Genomic DNA, 17,560 nt, shown 5'->3' with positions numbered 1-17,560 from the left:
GGCCGGGACCCGGCGGGTCCGGTCAGCCGGCGAGCAGGCCGGCGGCGGGGGCGATCACGAGCACGGTGCCGGCGAGCAGCAGCACCGCCAGCAGCCGCACGCCGAGCGCACCCTGGCCCCGCCTCTGCCGCCAGGCGGCCACCCCGGCGACCAGCGCGGTCACCGCGACCGGCGCCGCCACCAGCGCGGCGTAGGGCATGAGCTCCCACAGCACGGTGAAGGCGAAGTACAAGCCGATGCCGACCGCGAGGGCGACGACGAGCTCCCCGACGAAGCGGACCCAGGCGAGCGCGCTCTCCTTGGCGGTGAGCGGCTCCTCCTCCTCGACCACGGCCGGCTCGGCCGCGGCGCGCTGCACCGGGATCGGGCCGGTGACCGGGTGAGCCTCCGCCCGACGGTGGGGGGTCGTGCCGGTGGCCGGGATCGCGGACGTCGAGGGCCCGGTGCCGAACAGCCCGGTGGTCGCTGCGGTGGCCGGGGCCGCGGTCACGGCATCGCTCTTCCGCCGCCCGGTCCGCACCGCGGACGGCGTCCCGTTGCTGCGACCGGTCCCGGGCCCGGTCGCCACCGCACGCTCGCCCGGGGAGTCGCGGCTGGGCTCGGACCGCGCCGGCGCAGCGGTGCGCACCGGTGCGGGCTCGCGCGGCGTCACCGGGCCGGCCAGGCCGGCCGCCGGGCGCGGACCGGCGGTGTCGGACTGGTCGGGCCACGTCGTCGCCGGGGTGCGACCGGTGGACGAGGCGCCCGCCGGGGAGCGGACCGCGGCGGGCGTCGGGCTCGGCGTGCGCGGCGGGGTCGTCGCGCGGACCCCGGCGACCGGCCGGCCGGGGGCCTGCGGCCGCGCGGCCGGCTCGATGCGCGGCGACCGCCCGGTGACCTCCGGGTCGTCGGAGGTGCGCCGCCGACGGCCGGGGCGGGTGCCCAGCTCGGTCTCGAGGCCGTGCTCCCGGAGGATCTCGGCGAGCGAGCGGACGCTGTGCTCCCCCGAGTTCGGCGGCTCCGACATCACGCTCCCTCCAGCTGGTCCAGGCGGCGCAGGATGATCCCCTCCCGCAGCGCCCAGGGACAGATCCGGACGAACGGTACGTCCACGGCACGCATCGCGGCCCGCGCCACGACGGCGCCGGCCGGGACCTGGTGCGCGCGTTGCGCCGACACGCCCTCCAGCTCGGCCAGCGCCGAGGACTCGATCCGGGAGACGAACCCGATCACCTGGGTCAGGCCGGTGGAGGTCAGCTCGCGGGGGACCGTCAGCCCGGCTGCGTAGGGCGCAGCGCCGGCCAGCCGGGCGAGCGTCCGGAAGGTCTTCGACGTCGCCACCGCGAACTCCGGCTCGCCGACCCCGCGCAGCTCCTTGCCCGCGGGCGCCAGCAGCTCGTCGGCGTACTCGTCCAGCCGGGCCAGCGCGCGGAGGTCCGGACGGCCCCCGGTCTCGGCCTCCGGGAGGAACTCCCTGGTCATCCGCCCCGCACCCAGCGGCACCGAGAGCGCCACCTCGGGGTCCTCGTCGACCCCGGCGGCCAGCTCCAGCGAGCCGCCGCCGATGTCCATGACCAGCACCCGGCCGGCGCTCCAGCCGAACCAGCGGCGCACCGCCAGGAAGGTCAGCCGGGCCTCGTCCTCGCCGGTGAGCACCTGCAGGTCGACGCCGGTCTGCTCGCGGACCCGGCGGAGCACCGCCGCCCCGTTGTCGGCCTCGCGGATGGCCGAGGTGACGAAGGCCAGCAGCTCGTCGCACCGCCGGTCGGCGGCCTGCCGCTTGGCCTGCTGCACCGCGTTGAGCAGCGCCTTCTCCCCCGCCCTGGACAGCTTGCCGTCCTTGCCCACGTGCTCGGCCAGCTTGAGCACCCAGCGGTCGTCGTGCATCGGCGTCGGGTGTGCGCCGCGGTGCGCGTCCACCACCACCAGGTGCACCGTGTTCGAGCCGACATCCAGCACCCCGAGTCGCATGCCGGTGAGTCTGCCGTCTGGCGGCTCAGCGTGTCGCGCCGCCTACTCTGCGCCTACTCTGCGCCGGTGGAACCGAGCACCCCAGTCGGCACCCCGACCGAGGTCGGGCTGGACTTCCCGCGCGAGTGGATCGAGTTCACCGACCCCGCCGATCCCGAGCACCGGGTGCGGGCCGACCTCACCTGGCTGACGAGCGCCTGGACGTGCGTCTTCGGCCGTGGGTGTGCCGGCGTGGTGGAGGGGCGGGCCGAGGACGGCTGCTGCAACCACGGGGCCTTCTTCACCGACACCGACGACCTCGACCGGGTCGAGGCGGCCGTCGCCGAGCTGACGCCGCTGGACTGGCAGCGCCATCCCGGCACGGCGGTGACGCGTGCGGACTGGACGGAGGCGGACACCCTCACCGAGCCGGCCGACGGCGAGGTCGCCGAGGAGGCGCTGCGCACCCGGGTGGTCGACGGCGCGTGCCTGTTCCTCAACCGGCCCGGGCACCCCGGCGGCGCCGGCTGCGCACTGCACGCGATGGCGCTGCGGCAGGGGCGGCACCCGCTGGAGACCAAGCCCGACGTCTGCTGGCAGCTCCCGGTGCGCCGCGAGCAGGAGTGGGTCGACCGGCCCGACGACACCCGGGTGCTGGTCTCCAGCATCGGCGAGTTCGACCGCCGCGGCTGGGGCCCGGGCGGGCACGACCTGCACTGGTGGTGCACCGGCTCGCCGGCCGCGCACGTGGCGAGCGAGCCGCTGGTGGTCACCTACGGGCCGGAGCTGACCGCCCTGCTCGGCCCGGCCGCCTACGCCGAGCTACGCCGGCTGACCGAGGCCCGCCTCGACGCTGGCCTCGTCGCCCCGCACCCCGCGAGCCCCCGGCCAGTGCCGGTGCAGCTGCACCGGCGCCGTCCCGGCTGAGGCGGCCGCGCGGAAGGTCTGCCGGTAGGCGCGCGGGGAGACCCCGCGCCGCCGGGTGAACTGCTCGCGCAACCCGGCCGCGGTGCCGAAGCCGACCAGCCGGGCGATCTCCTCCACCGGGGCGTCGCTGTCCTCCAGCAGCCCCTCGGCGGCGGCCAGCCGCTGACCGAGCAGCCACGCGTGCGGCGTCGTCCCGGTGGTGGCCTTGAACCGGCGGGCGAAGCTGCGTGGGCTCATCAGGGCCCGGCGGGCCAGCGACTCCACGCTGATCTCCTCGGCGAGGTGGGCGCGCGCCCACTCCAGGACGACGCCGAGCAGGTCGTCCTCGCAGCGGGCGACCGGGCTGTCGATGAACTGCGCCTGCCCGCCGTCCCGGTGCGGCGGCACCACCATGTCGCGCGCCAGCGCGTTGGCCGCGGCCGCTCCCCACTCCCGGCGCACCAGGTGCAGCAGCGTGTCGACGCCGGCCGCCGTCCCCGCGCCGGTGAGCACCCGGCCGCAGTCGACGTAGAGCACCGCCGGGTCGACCTGCACCGCCGGGAACCGGGCGGCCAGCTCGCCGGCGTACCGCCAGTGCGTGGTCGCCCGGCACCCGTCGAGCAACCCGGCATGGGCGAGCACGAACGCGCCGGTGCACTGGCTGACGATGATGGCGCCGCGGTCGTGCGCCGCGCGCACGGCGTCGACGAGGGCCGGTGAGGGGACGCGCTCGAACAGCTCCCAGGCGGTCAGCGTGACGATGTCGGAGACGGCCAGCCGCTCCAGCCCCGCGTCGACCAGCATCCGCAGGCCGGTGTCCGTGCGGACGACGCCCGGCTCCTCGGTGACCAGCGCGTAGTCGAACCGCGGCAGCCCCATCGCGGTGCGGTCGTAGCCGAAGATCTCGGTGGTGACGCCGAGGCCGAAGCTGCCCACGACGCCGTCACTGACCACGGCGCTGACGACCAGCGGACGGCTGGATGTGCTCATGACCACAGTGTGGCAGGAACGTGGCGTTCATGGTCAGTCCTGCCACTCGTCCCCCTGCCGACGGCCGAGCACGCTCGTCCCATGTTGCTGATCACCTGCCCCGTGACCCGGACCGACGAGCTGGTCGCTGACCGGCGCATCCGGTCGATCGCCAACCACCCGACCCACCTCGCCCTGCGGGTCGACTGCCCGGCCTGCGGCGGGGTGCACGTCTACCGCACCGGCCGCCGCTGGGAGGCCGCCCGCACGCGCACCGCCGCCCGCGCCGCCGCCCAGGCGTCGGCGGACGCCGCCGCGGCTCGAGCTGCACGGGTCGCCGTCCCCGCGTAGTTTCGAACACATGAGCGAAGCCAACGTGAACAGCGGCCAGGCCGGCGACCCCTCCGCGGAGAAGGACCCCTCGGAGTGGGTGACCGGCGGCGAGCCCGCCACGGGTGCGCAGAAGAGCTACCTGCACACCCTCGCCCGGCAGGCCGGCGAAGAGGTGCCCGACGACATCTCCAAGGCCGACGCCTCGATCAAGATCGACGAGCTCCAGGAAGAGACCGGCCGCGGCCAGTGAGGCACCGGGCGGGGCCCGGAGGGTCCCCCCGAGGCATCACTGGTGGTGACGTGCTCGGACGTTCGGCGAAGCCGGTCGCGCCGGACGGCGGCCCCGAAGGGGTCACCTCCGGCGCGACGGGCAACGGCTCAGCGCCAGCCGACCCGGCACCTGGCCGCGGTGCGATCCGGAGGATCGCCATGTGTCACGCCTCGAACTTGTAGCCCAGGCCGCGGACGGTCACCAGGTAGCGCGGGTTGGCCGGGTCCGGCTCGAGCTTGGCGCGCAGCCGCTTGACGTGGACGTCGAGGGTCTTGGTGTCGCCGACGTAGTCCGCGCCCCAGACCCGGTCGATGAGCTGCCCGCGGGTGAGCACCCGGCCCGCGTTGCGCAGCAGCAGCTCGAGCAGGTCGAACTCCTTCAGCGGCAGCGACACCGGCTGACCGTCGACCGCGACCACGTGCCGGTCGACGTCCAGCCGCACCGGTCCGGCGGCCAGCGCCGCCTCGGCGGACACCTCGGGCTCGGTGCCGCGGCGCAGCACCGCCCGCATCCGGGCGACCAGCTCGCGGGCGGAGTAGGGCTTGGTGACGTAGTCGTCGGCGCCCAGTTCCAGCCCCACGACCTTGTCGATCTCGGTGTCCTTGGCGGTCAGCATGATGATCGGCACGGAGCTCTTGCTGCGCAGCGCCCGGCACACCTCGGTGCCGGACAACCCCGGCAGCATGAGGTCCAGCAGCACGATGTCGGCCCCGGCCCGGTCGAACTCGGCGAGCGCGTCCGTGCCGGAGGCGGCCACGACGGTGTCGTAGCCCTCCCGGCGCAGCATGTAGGACAGCGCATCGGAGAAGGACTCCTCGTCCTCCACCACGAGCACTCGGGTCATGACCGTCCTCTCTCCAGGTCGTCCTCCTGCGAGGCCCCGGTGGGGACCTCGTCCGTGGCCGGCCGGCCGTGCAGCGGGGGCACCGGCGGCCGTTCCGGGCCGGCGTCGTCCGCCGGCTGGTCCGCGTCGGCGCCCAGCGGGATGCGCAGGGTGAAGGTGGAGCCGAGGCCCTCCTCGCTCCACACCGTCACCGCGCCGCCGTGGTTGCTCGCGACGTGCTTGACGATCGCCAGCCCCAGGCCGGTGCCGCCGGTGGCGCTGGCCCGGGACTGGTCGACCCGGTAGAAGCGCTCGAACACCCGCGACCGGTCCGAGCGCGGGATGCCGATCCCCGAGTCCGTCACCGCGATCTCGGCGAACCCGGAGCGCGCCCGGGCGCCGACGGCGATCGTCGTCCCCGGCGGGCTGTAGGCGACGGCGTTGGCCAGCAGGTTGGTCAGCGCGGTGGCCAGCTGTGCCTCGACCCCGCGCACGACCAGCCCGGGCTGGGCGGCGACGGCCAGCTGGATGTCCTTGGCGGCGGCCGCGGCTCGGGTCCGGTCGACGGCCTCGGCCACCACGGTGCCGACGGCGACGGGTACCAGCGCGGGCAGCGGCTCGGCGCCCTGCAGCCGGGAGAGGTCGATCAGCTCGCGCACCAGCCGGGCCAGCCGGTCGGCCTCGTGCTGCATGCGGGTGGCGAAGCGCTGCACGGTCTCCGGGTCGTCGGCCGCGCCCTGGACGGCCTCCGCCAGCAGCGCCAGCGCGCCGACCGGGGTCTTCAGCTCGTGCCCGACGTTGGCGACGAAGTCGCGGCGCACCGCCTCGACCCGGCGGGCCTCGGTGACGTCGGTGAGCACCAGCGCGACCGGGCCGGGCGTCACGACCGGGCCGCTGCCCAGCCGGATGCCGTGCACGCCGACCATCCGCGGGCCGGTGCCCACCACGTTGCCCGGCAGCGCCACGTCGGCCCGCTGGCTGCCGGCGACCTGCACGCTGCGGGCCACCTCGACCAGCCCGGGGACCACCAGCCGGTCACCGCGCAGGATGCCCAGCGCCCGGGCCGAGGGGTTGGCCAGCACCACGGCGTCGTCGGGACCGAGCAGGACGACGGCGGGGTCCATCAGGTCGACGAGCCGGCGGCTGAGCGCGGCGTCGCTGTCGACCCGGTCGACCAGCAGGTCCGCACCTCCGGCGGCACCGCCCTCGTCGACGGGTCGCATCCGGGTGCGGACCACCGTCAGTGCCAGCATCAGGCCGATCACGAGGCCCGCCAGCAGGGCGAGCAGTGGTTCCACACCGACGATGCTAGAGCGGGCCGAGCTGCTGACCAGCCACTCCGGCGCCCCTCACCCGACCGGGTCGGAACTGTTCACTGCCGCGTGCCCCGTCGTTCACCTGGCAGCCCCCTGTGACCCGCTCGCCGGTCTCTACCCTCGGAGCTGACACGTGCCGGGGACGTCGAGCAGAGACGTCCGCGCGCAGCAGGGCGTCGCCCGGGCAGCCCTGACCGGCGGCGCGACAGAGGAGGAACCGTGTTGCGCGAGAGCTACCGCGAAGAGCTGGACGACATCAACGCCTGCCTGGTGGAGATGTCCAACTCGGTGGGCTCGGCCATGAGCACGGCCACCACCGCACTGCTGGACGCCGACGTCGCGCTGGCCGACCTGGTCATCGCCGGGGACGAGCGCATCGACGCGGTGCGGGAGAGCATCGAGGAGCGCTGCTTCACCCTGCTGGCCCGGCAGCAGCCGGTCGCGACCGACCTGCGCGTCATCACCACGGCCATGCGCATCGTCAGTGACCTGGAGCGGATGGGCGACCTTGCCGAGCACATCGCCAAGGTGGCGCGGATGCGTTTCCCCGAGCACGCGGTGCCCCAGGAGGTCCGGCCGATGTTCCTGGAGGCCGGGCACATCGCCGAGAGCCTGGTCACCAAGGCCGGCACGATCATCGCCAAGCGGGACATCGAGGCGGCTGTCGAGCTGGAGGCCGAGGACGACCTGATGGACCAGCTGCACAAGCAGTTGTTCCGCGAGCTCCTGCTGCCGACGTGGGGTCACGGCATCGAGGCCGCCATCGACGTCACGCTGCTCGGCCGCTACTACGAGCGCTTCGCCGACCACGCGGTCAGCGTCGCCCGCCGGGTGGTCTACCTGGTCACCGGCGAGAAGTCGATCCCCGCCTACTGACGTGCTGGAACGGCCCCGTCGCAGGGGCCCGCGCCGAGCGTCAGCGAGGTGTGGGGGGCGACGGGGTCCTTCATCTCTTGCCCTGGTTCTTGACCGCCTCGATGGCGGCTGCCGCAGCGTCGGGGTCGAGGTACTGGCCGCCGGGCTGGGTGGGACGCAGGTCGGCGTCCAGGTCGTAGCGGAGCGGGACGCCGGTCGGGATGTTCAGCCCGACCACCTCGTCGTCGCCCATGCCGTCGAGGTGCTTCACCAGGGCGCGCAGGCTGTTGCCGTGCGCCGCCACGAGCACGTTCCGGCCGGCCCGCAGGTCCGGGACGATCGCGTCGTACCAGTACGGCAGCATCCGGACGACGACGTCGGCCAGGCACTCGGTGGCCGGGCGGGACTCCGGCGGCAGGAAGGCGTAGCGCGGGTCGGCGTCCTGGCTGAACTCGCTGCCGGACTCGATCGGCGGCGGCGGGGTCGCGTAGCTGCGCCGCCAGGTCATGAACTGCTCCTCGCCGTACTCGGCGAGCGTCTGCGCCTTGTCCTTGCCCTGCAGGGCGCCGTAGTGCCGCTCGTTCAGCCGCCACGACCGGCGCACCGGGATCCACTGCCGGTCCGCCGCGGCCAGCGCCAGCTCGGCGGTGCCGATCGCCCGCTTGAGCAGCGAGGTGTGCAGGACGTCGGGGAGCAGGTCCTGCTCGGCCAGCAGCTCACCCCCGCGGGTCGCTTCGGCGCGGCCCTTCTCCGACAGCGGCACGTCGACCCAGCCGGTGAAGAGGTTGGCCTTGTTCCACTCGCTCTCGCCGTGGCGGAGCAGGATGAGGGTGCCTGAGGTCACGGGCCCATCCTGCCCGACCGGCGGCGACACCCGCCGGGCGGTCGCTAGCGGCGCCTCGGCCGCCCAGGCATCCAGACCAGCACCACCGTCGTCGCGACCAGCGCCGCGGCAACGGTGCCCAGCGCGGTGAGGTGCATGGCGTCGACGAAGGCCTCCTGGGCGGGGGCGACGACGGCCGCCGCGGACCGGGCCACGTGGACGTCCCCACCCTGGGCCTGCTGGACCGCGCCGAGGGTCGCGACGATCGACTCGCGGGCGTCGTCCCGTGCGGCCGCGGGCAGCCCGTCGACGGCGTCGCCGAGGCGGGTGGCGTACGCCGAGGCCATCACCGAGCCGAGGATGGCCACCCCCAGGGCGCCCCCGACCTGGCGGACGGAGTTGTTGACCGCGGCACCGGCACCGGCCTTCTCCCGCGGGACCACCGCCATGATCGCCTCGGTGGCCGGGGCCAGCACCAGGCCCATCCCGCAGCCCTGCACGGCCAGGTCGACCAGCACGAGCCACAGCGGAGCGGACTGGTCGAGCAGCTGGATGCCGGCGAAGGAGACCGCCACGAGCAGGAACCCCGACGCCACCACCAGCTTCGGGCCCCAGCGGGCCGCCAGCCGGGAGCTCTGCGGCGCCATGACCGCCATCCCCACGGCCACCGGGATGAGCGCCGCACCGCTCTGCAGCGGCGAGTAGCCCCGCACCCCCTGCAGGTAGAACACCAGGTAGAAGGTGGCGCCCTGGAGCGCGAAGAAGTTCAGCGCCAGCGCCCCGGCCGAGGCCGAGAAGGCCGGGTTCTTGAACAGCGTGACGTCCAGCGCGGGGTGGGAGGTGCGCCGCTGCCACCAGACGAAGACCGCCAGCAGCGCGAGACCGCCGGTGAGCGGCCCGAGCACGCCCGGGGTCGTCCACCCCGCTCCACCGCCGCCGCGGATGATGCCGAAGACCAGCCCGGCGAGGGCGGCGATCGACAGCAGCACCCCGGGCACGTCCAGCCGGCCCGGTGAGGGGTCCTTGGACTCCGGGACGACGAGCAGGATGCCCGCGGCGCCGACGGCGGCGACCGGGACGCCGAGCAGGAACACCGCGCCCCACCAGTAGTGCTCGAGCACCAGGCCACCGGCCAGCGGCCCGCCGGCGACGGCGATGCCCGCCGCGCCGGCCCAGATGCCGATGGCCTTCCCGCGCTCGCCCGCGGGGAAGACGTTGGTGATGACCGCCAGCGTGGCCGGCTGCACCGCCGCCCCGCCGACCCCCATCAGCGCCCGCCAGGCGATCAGCTCCAGGGCCGACCCGCTGAACGCGGCCAGCACGGAGCCGATGGAGAAGATGGTCAGCCCGGCCAGCAGCACCTTGCGCCGGCCGATCCGGTCGCCGACCACGCCCCAGCTGAACAGCAGCCCGGCGAACACCAGGATGTAGGAGTCGATCGCCCACTGCAGCTCGCCCTGGGTGGCCGAGAGCTCCCGCTGCAGCGTGGGCAGCGCGACGTTGAGGATCGTGTTGCCCATGATCACCATCAGCAGGCAGACGATCATCGTGGCCAGCACCCACCACCGCCGCGCGTAGCCCTCCGGGAGCTCCTCGGTCGCCGCGGCCGGGTGCCGGGTGGTGCTCACTCCCGAGGCCGCCGCGCGGGGTCGGCGAAGGCGGCGAAGGCCTCGAGGTTGCGCAGCGACTCCCCGCGCTTGACCCGCCACTCCCACTCCCGGCGGATCGAGCTGCCGAACCCGATCTCCAGCATGGTGTTGAAGTGCTCGTCGGCGTAGGTCAGCACCGAGCCGAGCAGCCGGTCGATCTCCTCCGCCGTCACCGCCGCGTGCGGCAGCCGGCCGGTCAGGTACACGTCCCCGACCGTGTCGATGGAGTAGCTGACGCCGTACATCCGGGCGTTGTGCTGCAGCAGCCAGGCCCACAGCTGCTCGCGGTTCTCGTCCGGCTGCCGGCACACGAACGCCTCGACCCGGAACCCGTGGTCGCCGACCGTGAGCCCGACCAGCGTCTTCAGCTTCTTCACCCCGGGCAGGGTGACCACGAAGCGACCCAGCCCCGGGTGCTCGTACTCCAGCTCGGCCGCGCGCAGCGTCTCCTCGAGGACGGCGTCGAGGTCGGCGACGGTGCGCTCGGTCATCGGCCGAGCAGCCCCACCGCGCTGCGCCCGTACTCCGCGGCGGGCCGGAGCAGCGGGCGGGCGACGCGCATCTCGGCCATGGCCGCGGCGTAGCCGTCGACCAGCGCGTCGGTGGTCCGGTCCCAGCTGAACGCGGCGGCGTGCCGGCGGGCACCGGCGCCCAGCAGCTGGCGGCGGGCCAGCACCCGGCGGATCGCGGCGGCGTAGTCCGCCGGGTCACGCCCGGGGACCAGCAGCCCGGAGACGCCGTCGTCCACCGCGGTGCTCAGCCCGCCGACGGCGGCGGCGACCACCGGCGTCCCGCAGGCCTGCGCCTCCAGCGCCACCAGGCCGAAGGACTCGTTGTGGCTGGGCACGACGGTGGCGTCGGCCGCCCGGTAGTGGTCGGCCAGCTGCTCGGGCCGCTGCGGCGGGAGGAACCGGACGACGTCGGTCACGCCCAGGGCGACGGCGAGCTCCTGCAGCCGCTGCGGCTCGGCGAGCCCGGACCCGCTGGGCGCACCGACGACGAGCACCTGGAGCCGCGCGCGCAGGGCCGGGTCGTCCGCGAGCATCCGGGCCGCGGCGTGCAGCAGCATGTCCGGCGCCTTGAGCGGCTGGATCCGGCCGACGAACAGCAGGACGACGGCGTCGGCCGGCACCCCGACCCGCTGCCGGGCCCGCTGCTGGTCACCGGGGCGGAAGACCTGCAGGTCGACGCCCGGCGGGATGACCAGGGTGCGGCGCGGGTCGGCCCCGTAGAAGTCGACGAGCTGCCGGGCCTCCTCGGCGGTGTTGGCGACCAGCCGGTCGGCCTCATCGACCACCTGCTCCTCGCCGATCACCCGGGCGCGCGGCTCGGGCTCGTCGCCCTCGGCGAGCGCGGCGTTCTTCACCTTCGCCAGGGTGTGCGCGGAGTGCACCAGCGGCACGCCCCAGCGGTCCCGGGCCAGCCAGCCGACCTGACCGGACAGCCAGTAGTGGGAGTGGACGACGTCGAAGTGGCCGGGCTCGTGCTGGGCCTCCTCGCGCAGCACGGCCGCGGTGAAGGCGCACATCTGCGCGGGGAGCTCCTGCTTGCCCAGCCCCTCGAACGGGCCGGCGCTGACGTGCCGCACGGTCACCCCGGGGGCCATCTCCACGACCGGCGGCTGCTCGCTGGAGGTGGCCCGGGTGAAGACGTCGACGGCGATCCCGCGGGCGGCCAGCCGGCGGGACACCTCGACCACGTAGACGTTCATGCCCCCGGCGTCGCCGGCGCCGGGCTGCTCCAGCGGGCTGGTGTGCACCGAGAGGGTGGCCACCCGCCGCGGGAGGGCGAGCGGGGTGGGCGGCGGCCCGGCCCGCCACGGTGTCGGCTGACGGGGATGGCGACGCGAGGGCACGCTGCTCCTCCCGCTCGGGCTGTCGAGCGCCCGGTCGGGACACCCCTGTCGACTGCTCAGTGTCCTACAACGCCAGGATGGGCACATGTCCAGCCCTGCCTCCCCGTCGTCCTCCCGCGCCGCGTTCCCCGGTCAGGGCCGTGTCGCCGTCGTCACCGGCGCCTCCAGCGGGATCGGTGCCGCGACCGCCGAACGGCTGGCCGAGGAGGGGTTCGACGTCGTCCTGGCCGCCCGCCGGCTGGACCGGCTGGCCGCGCTGGCCGAGCGGATCGGTGGCCGGGCGGTGCAGCTGGACGTGACCGACGCCACAGCGGTCGACGCCTTCGCCGCGGGTCTGGAGCAGGTGGACGTGCTGGTGAACAACGCCGGCGGCGCGTTCGACGCCGCACCGGTGGCCGAGGCGGACCTCGACTCCTGGCAGCGGGCCTTCGAGGTCAACGTGCTGGGCTCGGTGGCGATGACCCGGGCGCTGCTGCCCGCGCTGCGCGCCTCCGGCGCCGGGGACCTGGTGTTCGTCGGCTCGACCGCGGGGTTGACGAGCTACGAGGGCGGCGCGTCCTACACCGCGGCCAAGCACGGGGTGCACACGCTGGCCGAGACGCTGCGCCTGGAGCTGGTGTACGACCCGGTGCGGGTGGTGGAGATCGCCCCCGGGATGGTGAAGACCGAGGAGTTCACCCTCAACCGCACCCGCTCGCAGGAGCGGACCGACGCGGTCTACCGCGGGGTGCGCGAGCCGCTCGTCGCCGAGGACATCGCCGACTGCATCGCCTGGGCCGTCACCCGGCCGCACCACGTGAACGTCGACCTGCTCGTCGTCCGCCCGCGCGCGCAGGCCGCCCAGTACAAGGTCGCCCGGGACGAGTAGGAGGACCCCGTCCTCCCCACCCCTCGCAAGCTCGGCGCGGTGCCCTGGACGGGGCCGAGACAGCCCTTCAGTCGGCGTGGGAGAGCAGGACCTCGTACGCCCGGGCGACCCGGGCCCGGTCGACCGCGCTGCCGCTGCGCTCGAACAACGCGTGCGCGTCCTGCACCTCCGCGGTGGTCGCGGTGCCCTGGTTCAGCACCCGGGAGATGAGCCCGGCCAGCGCGGCGTCGGCCTCGACGCGGGACATCCAGGCGCTCACCCCGGCCGGGCCCGCGCCGACCGGCAGCGGGTCCGGCGTGCGCAGCGCGTCGTAGAGGGCGCCCAGCAGCAGCGACTCGTCCGGCCGCACGTCAGGCCCGCACCGCGGTCGGCTCGGGCACCAGGGTGACCCCGAACTGGGCGCGGACGGCGGCGACCACCTGCTGGGCGAAGGCCATCAGCTCGGTGGCCGTGGCGCCGGGCTCGGTGGTCAGCGCCAGGCTGTGCCGCGACGACGTCCCGACCCGGCCGACCCGGGTGCCGCGACCGAAGCCGGCGTGCTGCACCAGCCAGGCCGCGCTCAGCTTGACCTGGGCGGCACCGTCCGCCCCGATGCCGGCCGGCCACGACGGGCAGCCCTCGACGCCCGCCGCGACCGGGACGACGGGGTTGGTGAAGAACGAGCCCGCAGACCGCGAGTCCGGGTCGGCCGGGTCCCAGACCATCCCCTTGCCGCGGCGCAGCGCGAGGACCGCGGCGCGGACCTCGTCCAGCGGGGCGGTCTCCCCCAGCTCGACGCCGAGGGTCCGGGCGAGCTCGGCGTAGCTGACCGGGCTCGACTGCGCCGAGGCCCGCAGCAGGAAGGTCACCGCGAGCACGACGTACGCGCCGGGTTGCTGCTTGAGCCGGCTGTCCCGGTAGGAGAACCCGAGCTCCGCCGGGCCGAGCACCCGCTCGGTGCCCGCCGCCCGGTCCCAGACGCGCACCGCGGTGACCAGCGCCGACACCTCCTGGCCGTAGGCGCCCACGTTCTGCACCGGCGTCGCCCCGGTCGACCCGGGGATGCCGGAGAGCGCCTCCATGCCGGCCAGCCCGTGCTCGACGGTGAACGCCACCAGGTCGTCCCACGGCTCGCCGGCCTCGACCTCGAGCTCGACCCCCTCGGGCGTGTCCCGGCGGGCCACGCCCCGGGTGCGCACCAGCACCACGTCCCCGGGCCAGCCGCTGTCGGGCGCGACGACGTTCGACCCGCCGCCCAGCACCAGCAGCGGGCGACCGGCGTCGTCGGCATCGCGCACGGCGCTGACCAGCTCCTGCCGCGTGGTGACCTCCAGCAGCCGGTCGATCGGGCCGCCCACCCCGAGGGTGGTCAGGTCCGCCAGTCGGGCGTCTCGGCGTTCCTGCACGGGTCCACGGTAATCGGCTCCGCGACTACTCTCGCCCACCGTGAGCGACCACACCCGACGTGCGTCGCTGCCCGCGACCCGCCGACCGCGGCTCGCCGCCGGCCGCGCCCGGGCGCTCGGCCTGCCCACCCGCGGCACCACCAACGCCAACCGGCTGCGCCGGGTCGACCGCTGGCTGGTCAGCACCCAGGTGGCCCGGCTGCGGGACGCCGCCCGGCCGCTCGTGGTCGACCTCGGCTACGGCGCCTCGGCGGTCACCACCCTGGAGCTGGTCGAGCGGCTCGCACCGGAGATCGACGGCCTGGAGGTCGTCGGGCTGGAGATCGACCCGGCCCGGGTGGCGGCGGTGGCCGAGCACCGGGACCCGCCGCGGGTGGACTTCCGGCTCGGCGGCTTCGAGCTCGCCGGCCTGCGCCCGGTGCTGGTGCGGGCGTTCAACGTGCTGCGCCAGTACGACGAGGAGTCCGCCGCGCGCGCCTGGGACACCATGCGCGGCGCGCTGGCGCCCGGCGGGCTCGTCGTCGAGGGCACCTGCGACGAGTGGGGACGACGGGGCACCTGGGTGGCGCTGGACGAGGACGGGCCGCTGACGCTCACCCTGGCCGCCCGGGTGTCGGACCTGGAGCGGCCCTCCGACCTCGCCGAGCGGCTGCCCAAGGCGCTGATCCACCACAACGTCCCCGGCCAGCCGGTGCACGCCTTCCTGACCGCCTTCGACGCCGCCTGGGCGTCCGCAGCCGGGCTGTCGACGTTCGGCCCGCGCCAGCGCTGGGCGGCGGCCTGCGAGGCGCTGGCTGCCGACGGCTGGCCGCTGGTCACCCCGACCCGGCGGTGGAAGCACGGCGAGGTCAGCGTCCGCTGGTCGGCGGTCGCGCCGGAGGCGATGTGAGCGTCGCGCCGGAGGCGATGTGAGCGTCGCGCCGGAGGCGATGTGAGCGTCGCGCCGGAGGCGATGTGAGCGTCGCGCCGGAGGCGATGTGAGCGTCGCGCCGGAGGCGATGTGAGCGTCGCGCCGGAGGCGATGTGAGCGTCGCGCCGGAGGCGATGTGAGCGTCGCGCCGGAGGCGATGTGAGCGTCGCGCCGGAGGCGATGTGAGCGTCGCCGAGGTGCTGCCGGGGACGACGGCCCGGTGAGCCGGCGCGACCGGGGTCACCTCACGGCCCTGCCCGGGAAGACCGAAGTCGCCGGGGGGACGGCGGAGCTGCTGGCCGACGCCGACCGCGACGGCTCGTGGGAGCTGCAGCTCGACGGGGTCCCGCAGTCGCACGTCGACCTGGCCGACCCCACCCACCTGGAGTTCGAGTACGTCCGCCGGATGGGCCACGTGCTCGACCTGGCCGCCGAGCCCGGCCGGCCGCTGGACGTCGTCCACCTCGGCGGGGGTGCGCTCACCCTGGCCCGCTACGTCGCCGTCACCCGGCCCGGCTCGCGCCAGCGCGTGGTGGAGGTGGACGAGGCGCTCACCGACCTGGTGCGCCGCGAGCTGCCGCTGCCCCGCAACGCCCGGGTCCGGGTGCGCGCCGCGGACGCGCGGGCGGGGCTCGCGGCCCATCCCGACGCCAGCGCGGACGTCGTCCTGGTCGACGTCTTCGCCGGAGCCCGGACGCCCGCCCACCTGACCACCGTCGAGTTCGCCACCGACGTCGCCCGGGTCCTCCGCCCCGGCGGGGTCACCGCGTGGAACGTCTCCGACGGCCCGCCGCTGCGGTTCGTGCGCGCGGAGGCGGCCACGTTGCGCACGGTCTTCGCGCACGTGGCGCTGCTCGCGGAGCCGGGGACGCTGCGCGGCCGCCGGTTCGGCAACACCGTCGCGGTGGCCTCGGACGCCGAGCTGCCGGTCCCCGGGCTGACCCGTCGCTGCGCCGGTGACCCGATGCCCTCGCGGGTGGTCAGCGACGAGGAGCTGGTGCGGTTCGTCGGGCAGGCCGCGCCGGTCACCGACGCGGACGCGCAGCCCTCACCGCAACCCCCAGCAGGCATCTTCGACTGACCGTAGGGTCGAGGGCATGACCGCTCCCGCGTCCCGCCGGCTCACCCGCGACACCCGCCACCAGGTGATCGCCGGTGTCTGCTCCGGTCTCGCGCGCCGCTTCGGGCTGTCCCGGACCGGGCTCCGCGTGGCCTTCGTCGTCTCGTGCGTGCTGCCCGGCCCGCAGTTCATCGCCTACCTGGTGCTCTGGGTGGTCATGCCCGCCGACGACCGGTACTGACCGACCGCCAGCCCTCAGGGCGGCGGCTCACCAGCTGGTGTTGCCCCGGCGCAGGCCGCGCACCGCAGGCCGGACGTCGACCAGGTAGACGACGCCGGCGATCACGGCGGGCAGGCCCAGGAAGCTGAGCGGACCCTGCCAGAACACGATGAGCGCCGCGATGCCCGTGATCGCCAGCCAGCCGGGCTTGGTGAGCTTCCCGGCGGCGACGAAGGCGGTCGCAGGGCGGATCACCGCGTCCACGAAGGCCCACACCGTCAGCGCGAGGGTCCCGTAGTAGACGACGAGGTTGATGAGCCCGTCGAAGGAAGCCATGGGTCGAGGATAGGCGCGTCCGCGGCACCGGTGCTCCCGCACGCGCCCGGCAGCCCTCGACCTCCCCCGGGCGGGGCGGACGACAGCGCCCCGGCACCCGCAGGAGCGGGTACCGGGGCGCAGGCGACGCGGTGGAGCGGCCCCCTCGCGAGGGCCTCGTTCAGCTGGCGGGGTGGCTCTTCGCCGGGACGGCGGTCGGGTCCGGGACCGGCTGGGTGGTCGCGGTGGCCTTCTTGGCGGTGGCCTTCGGGGCCGTCTTCCTGGCGGCGGCCCGGGTCTTGGCCGGCACCGGGACGCTGACGCCCTCGACCGGGACGGTGGTCGTCTCCGGCTCGGCGGCGGCGCGGACGCTGGCCTTGGTGCTGGCGGCGGTCTCGCGGGCCTCCTTGGTCGCCTCGTCGACGGCCTTGTCGGTGCGGGCCTTCGCCTTCTGCGCGACCGAGGTCACCTCGTCGGAGGCCTTGCCGACGGTCTCGGCGGTCTCCTCCAGCACGTCCTCGAGGGTGTCCTCGACCGCGTCGACGGCGCGCTCGGTGCGGGCCACGACCTTGCGGAACACGGGCTGGGTGCGCAGCTCGTCGACGACCTTCTCGCCCCGGCCGGCCAGCTCGGTGATGGTGGCGAGCGCCTGGTTGCGGGCGCTGTCCACGAGGCCGGTGACGGTGGCGCGCACGGTCTCCGGGCGGACCGTGGAAGCGGCGCTGGTCACCGCGGCGCGGGCCTGGGTGGCGGCGTCCTCGGCCTGGCTGCGGGCCTGGGCGGCCCGGGCGCGGGCCTCGGCGGCGGCGCGGGAGGCCCGCTCGCGGGCCTGCTCGGCGCGGGTGCGCGCCTCCCGGGCAGCGAGGTCGGCCTGGACCTGCGCCTCGCCGGGCAGCGCCTCGGCGCGGGTGCGCACGGTGCCGAACACGGCGCGGGCGCGGTCCACGGCAGCGTCGACGGCCACGTCGCCGGCGCCGATGGCGGCCAGCAGGCCGGTGCGGCCGGTGTCGACGAGGGTCTCGCCGTAGGACTTCAGGGTGTCGGTGCGGCTCATGCCGTCTCCTCCTGGGGAT

21 protein-coding genes are annotated in these 17,560 nt (G+C 75.4%); 8 read left to right on the top strand and 13 right to left on the bottom strand.

Annotation, left to right across the window (positions count from 1 at the left end; genetic code table 11):
• Positions 1 to 22: 22 nt before the first annotated feature.
• The gene (locus FHL80_RS22310) at positions 23 to 1,006 is read right to left on the bottom strand and encodes a hypothetical protein (RefSeq protein ID WP_138735534.1); all 984 of its coding nucleotides are present in this window, start codon (positions 1,004 to 1,006) and stop codon (positions 23 to 25) included.
• The gene (locus FHL80_RS22305) at positions 1,006 to 1,950 is read right to left on the bottom strand and encodes a Ppx/GppA phosphatase family protein (protein ID WP_138735533.1); all 945 of its coding nucleotides are present in this window, start codon (positions 1,948 to 1,950) and stop codon (positions 1,006 to 1,008) included. The genes FHL80_RS22310 and FHL80_RS22305 overlap by 1 nt, the downstream gene beginning before the upstream one ends.
• Positions 1,951 to 2,016: 66 nt before the next feature.
• On the opposite strand from FHL80_RS22305, the gene FHL80_RS22300 reads away from it, so the two are divergent.
• Entirely contained in the window at positions 2,017 to 2,856 is an 840-nt protein-coding gene (locus FHL80_RS22300; protein ID WP_138735532.1) for a DUF3109 family protein, read from the top strand.
• Here the strand turns inward: FHL80_RS22300 and FHL80_RS22295 are convergent.
• Entirely contained in the window at positions 2,752 to 3,825 is a 1,074-nt protein-coding gene (locus FHL80_RS22295) for a helix-turn-helix domain-containing protein (RefSeq protein WP_138735531.1), read from the bottom strand. The two genes, FHL80_RS22300 and FHL80_RS22295, sit on opposite strands and share 105 nt — an antisense overlap.
• Before the next feature lie 81 nt (positions 3,826 to 3,906).
• Here FHL80_RS22295 and FHL80_RS22290 point away from each other — a divergent pair, with 81 nt between their 5' ends.
• Both FHL80_RS22290 and FHL80_RS22285 read left to right on the top strand, forming a co-directional pair.
• Positions 3,907 to 4,155, top strand: a complete 249-nt coding sequence (locus FHL80_RS22290; RefSeq protein WP_138735530.1) for a hypothetical protein — start codon at positions 3,907 to 3,909, stop codon at positions 4,153 to 4,155.
• Between the two features lie 10 nt (positions 4,156 to 4,165).
• Complete coding sequence (locus FHL80_RS22285; protein ID WP_138735529.1) at positions 4,166 to 4,387, top strand: DUF3072 domain-containing protein; 222 nt, start codon at positions 4,166 to 4,168, stop codon at positions 4,385 to 4,387.
• Positions 4,388 to 4,571: 184 nt separating this feature from the next.
• Here the strand turns inward: FHL80_RS22285 and FHL80_RS22280 are convergent, their stop codons facing one another.
• The gene (locus tag FHL80_RS22280; protein WP_138735528.1) at positions 4,572 to 5,252 is read right to left on the bottom strand and encodes a winged helix-turn-helix domain-containing protein; all 681 of its coding nucleotides are present in this window, start codon (positions 5,250 to 5,252) and stop codon (positions 4,572 to 4,574) included.
• Positions 5,249 to 6,529: a sensor histidine kinase gene (locus tag FHL80_RS22275; RefSeq protein WP_138735527.1), complete on the bottom strand. Its 1,281-nt coding sequence runs from the start codon at positions 6,527 to 6,529 to the stop codon at positions 5,249 to 5,251. Before FHL80_RS22275 ends, FHL80_RS22280 begins: the two co-directional genes overlap by 4 nt.
• A gap of 237 nt (positions 6,530 to 6,766) precedes the next feature.
• On the opposite strand from FHL80_RS22275, the gene phoU reads away from it, so the two are divergent.
• Positions 6,767 to 7,423 carry a phosphate signaling complex protein PhoU gene (phoU, locus tag FHL80_RS22270; RefSeq protein ID WP_246078880.1) on the top strand — a complete coding sequence of 219 codons (657 nt, stop codon included), beginning with the start codon at positions 6,767 to 6,769 and terminating at the stop codon, positions 7,421 to 7,423.
• Between the two features lie 70 nt (positions 7,424 to 7,493).
• On the opposite strand, the gene FHL80_RS22265 is transcribed toward phoU, so the two are convergent.
• The 4 genes from FHL80_RS22265 to mshA are packed head-to-tail and all read right to left on the bottom strand — an operon-like array spanning position 7,494 to position 11,729.
• Positions 7,494 to 8,246 carry a phosphoglyceromutase gene (locus FHL80_RS22265; protein ID WP_138735526.1) on the bottom strand — a complete coding sequence of 251 codons (753 nt, stop codon included), beginning with the start codon at positions 8,244 to 8,246 and terminating at the stop codon, positions 7,494 to 7,496.
• A 44-nt stretch (positions 8,247 to 8,290) separates the two neighbouring features.
• Positions 8,291 to 9,853 carry an MFS transporter gene (locus FHL80_RS22260; RefSeq protein WP_138735525.1) on the bottom strand — a complete coding sequence of 521 codons (1,563 nt, stop codon included), beginning with the start codon at positions 9,851 to 9,853 and terminating at the stop codon, positions 8,291 to 8,293.
• The gene (locus FHL80_RS22255; protein ID WP_138735524.1) at positions 9,850 to 10,365 is read right to left on the bottom strand and encodes a type III secretion system chaperone family protein; all 516 of its coding nucleotides are present in this window, start codon (positions 10,363 to 10,365) and stop codon (positions 9,850 to 9,852) included. The genes FHL80_RS22260 and FHL80_RS22255 overlap by 4 nt, the downstream gene beginning before the upstream one ends.
• A complete protein-coding gene (mshA, locus tag FHL80_RS22250) occupies positions 10,362 to 11,729 on the bottom strand; it encodes a D-inositol-3-phosphate glycosyltransferase (protein WP_246078879.1) in 1,368 nt (455 codons plus the stop codon). Before mshA ends, FHL80_RS22255 begins: the two co-directional genes overlap by 4 nt.
• Positions 11,730 to 11,814: 85 nt before the next feature.
• Between mshA and FHL80_RS22245 the strand changes: the two genes are divergently transcribed.
• Complete coding sequence (locus FHL80_RS22245) at positions 11,815 to 12,597, top strand: SDR family oxidoreductase (protein WP_138735523.1); 783 nt, start codon at positions 11,815 to 11,817, stop codon at positions 12,595 to 12,597.
• Positions 12,598 to 12,664: 67 nt separating this feature from the next.
• On the opposite strand, the gene FHL80_RS22240 is transcribed toward FHL80_RS22245, so the two are convergent.
• Together FHL80_RS22240 and FHL80_RS22235 are read right to left on the bottom strand one after the other, a co-directional pair.
• Positions 12,665 to 12,946 (bottom strand): hypothetical protein, encoded by a 282-nt coding sequence (locus FHL80_RS22240; protein ID WP_138735522.1) that lies wholly within the window; start codon positions 12,944 to 12,946, stop codon positions 12,665 to 12,667.
• A gap of 1 nt (position 12,947) precedes the next feature.
• Complete coding sequence (locus tag FHL80_RS22235) at positions 12,948 to 13,982, bottom strand: UDP-N-acetylmuramate dehydrogenase (RefSeq protein WP_138735521.1); 1,035 nt, start codon at positions 13,980 to 13,982, stop codon at positions 12,948 to 12,950.
• A gap of 40 nt (positions 13,983 to 14,022) precedes the next feature.
• Here FHL80_RS22235 and FHL80_RS22230 point away from each other — a divergent pair, with 40 nt between their 5' ends.
• The 3 genes from FHL80_RS22230 to FHL80_RS22220 all read left to right on the top strand — a co-directional run bounded on the left by FHL80_RS22230 (position 14,023) and on the right by FHL80_RS22220 (position 16,193).
• Positions 14,023 to 14,871 (top strand): class I SAM-dependent methyltransferase, encoded by an 849-nt coding sequence (locus FHL80_RS22230; RefSeq protein WP_216870962.1) that lies wholly within the window; start codon positions 14,023 to 14,025, stop codon positions 14,869 to 14,871.
• Between the two features lie 241 nt (positions 14,872 to 15,112).
• On the top strand, positions 15,113 to 15,973 hold the full coding sequence (locus FHL80_RS22225) for a spermidine synthase (RefSeq protein WP_138735520.1): 861 nt from the start codon (positions 15,113 to 15,115) through the stop codon (positions 15,971 to 15,973).
• Between the two features lie 16 nt (positions 15,974 to 15,989).
• The gene (locus FHL80_RS22220) at positions 15,990 to 16,193 is read left to right on the top strand and encodes a PspC domain-containing protein (RefSeq protein WP_138735519.1); all 204 of its coding nucleotides are present in this window, start codon (positions 15,990 to 15,992) and stop codon (positions 16,191 to 16,193) included.
• A gap of 27 nt (positions 16,194 to 16,220) precedes the next feature.
• Here FHL80_RS22220 and FHL80_RS22215 read toward each other — a convergent pair whose 3' ends face one another.
• Entirely contained in the window at positions 16,221 to 16,508 is a 288-nt protein-coding gene (locus tag FHL80_RS22215; RefSeq protein ID WP_138735518.1) for a DUF2516 family protein, read from the bottom strand.
• A 160-nt stretch (positions 16,509 to 16,668) separates the two neighbouring features.
• Positions 16,669 to 17,541 carry a hypothetical protein gene (locus FHL80_RS22210; RefSeq protein WP_138735517.1) on the bottom strand — a complete coding sequence of 291 codons (873 nt, stop codon included), beginning with the start codon at positions 17,539 to 17,541 and terminating at the stop codon, positions 16,669 to 16,671.
• Positions 17,542 to 17,560 lie beyond the last annotated feature (19 nt).

The organism is Modestobacter excelsi, assembly GCF_005930495.1.
Lineage (GTDB): Bacteria > Actinomycetota > Actinomycetes > Mycobacteriales > Geodermatophilaceae > Modestobacter > Modestobacter excelsi.
This window is presented reverse-complemented; position numbering and strand designations above follow the sequence as displayed.

Coding starts and splice junctions, on each gene's coding strand:
- FHL80_RS22285 (WP_138735529.1), top strand. CDS start 4,166: ATGAGCGAAGCCAACGTGAACAGCGGCCAGGCCGGCGACCCCTCCGCG.
- FHL80_RS22215 (WP_138735518.1), bottom strand. CDS start 16,508: ATGGCTTCCTTCGACGGGCTCATCAACCTCGTCGTCTACTACGGGACC.
- FHL80_RS22280 (WP_138735528.1), bottom strand. CDS start 5,252: ATGACCCGAGTGCTCGTGGTGGAGGACGAGGAGTCCTTCTCCGATGCG.
- FHL80_RS22220 (WP_138735519.1), top strand. CDS start 15,990: ATGACCGCTCCCGCGTCCCGCCGGCTCACCCGCGACACCCGCCACCAG.
- FHL80_RS22290 (WP_138735530.1), top strand. CDS start 3,907: ATGTTGCTGATCACCTGCCCCGTGACCCGGACCGACGAGCTGGTCGCT.
- FHL80_RS22305 (WP_138735533.1), bottom strand. CDS start 1,950: ATGCGACTCGGGGTGCTGGATGTCGGCTCGAACACGGTGCACCTGGTG.
- FHL80_RS22255 (WP_138735524.1), bottom strand. CDS start 10,365: ATGACCGAGCGCACCGTCGCCGACCTCGACGCCGTCCTCGAGGAGACG.
- FHL80_RS22210 (WP_138735517.1), bottom strand. CDS start 17,541: ATGAGCCGCACCGACACCCTGAAGTCCTACGGCGAGACCCTCGTCGAC.
- FHL80_RS22245 (WP_138735523.1), top strand. CDS start 11,815: ATGTCCAGCCCTGCCTCCCCGTCGTCCTCCCGCGCCGCGTTCCCCGGT.
- FHL80_RS22310 (WP_138735534.1), bottom strand. CDS start 1,006: ATGTCGGAGCCGCCGAACTCGGGGGAGCACAGCGTCCGCTCGCTCGCC.
- FHL80_RS22295 (WP_138735531.1), bottom strand. CDS start 3,825: ATGAGCACATCCAGCCGTCCGCTGGTCGTCAGCGCCGTGGTCAGTGAC.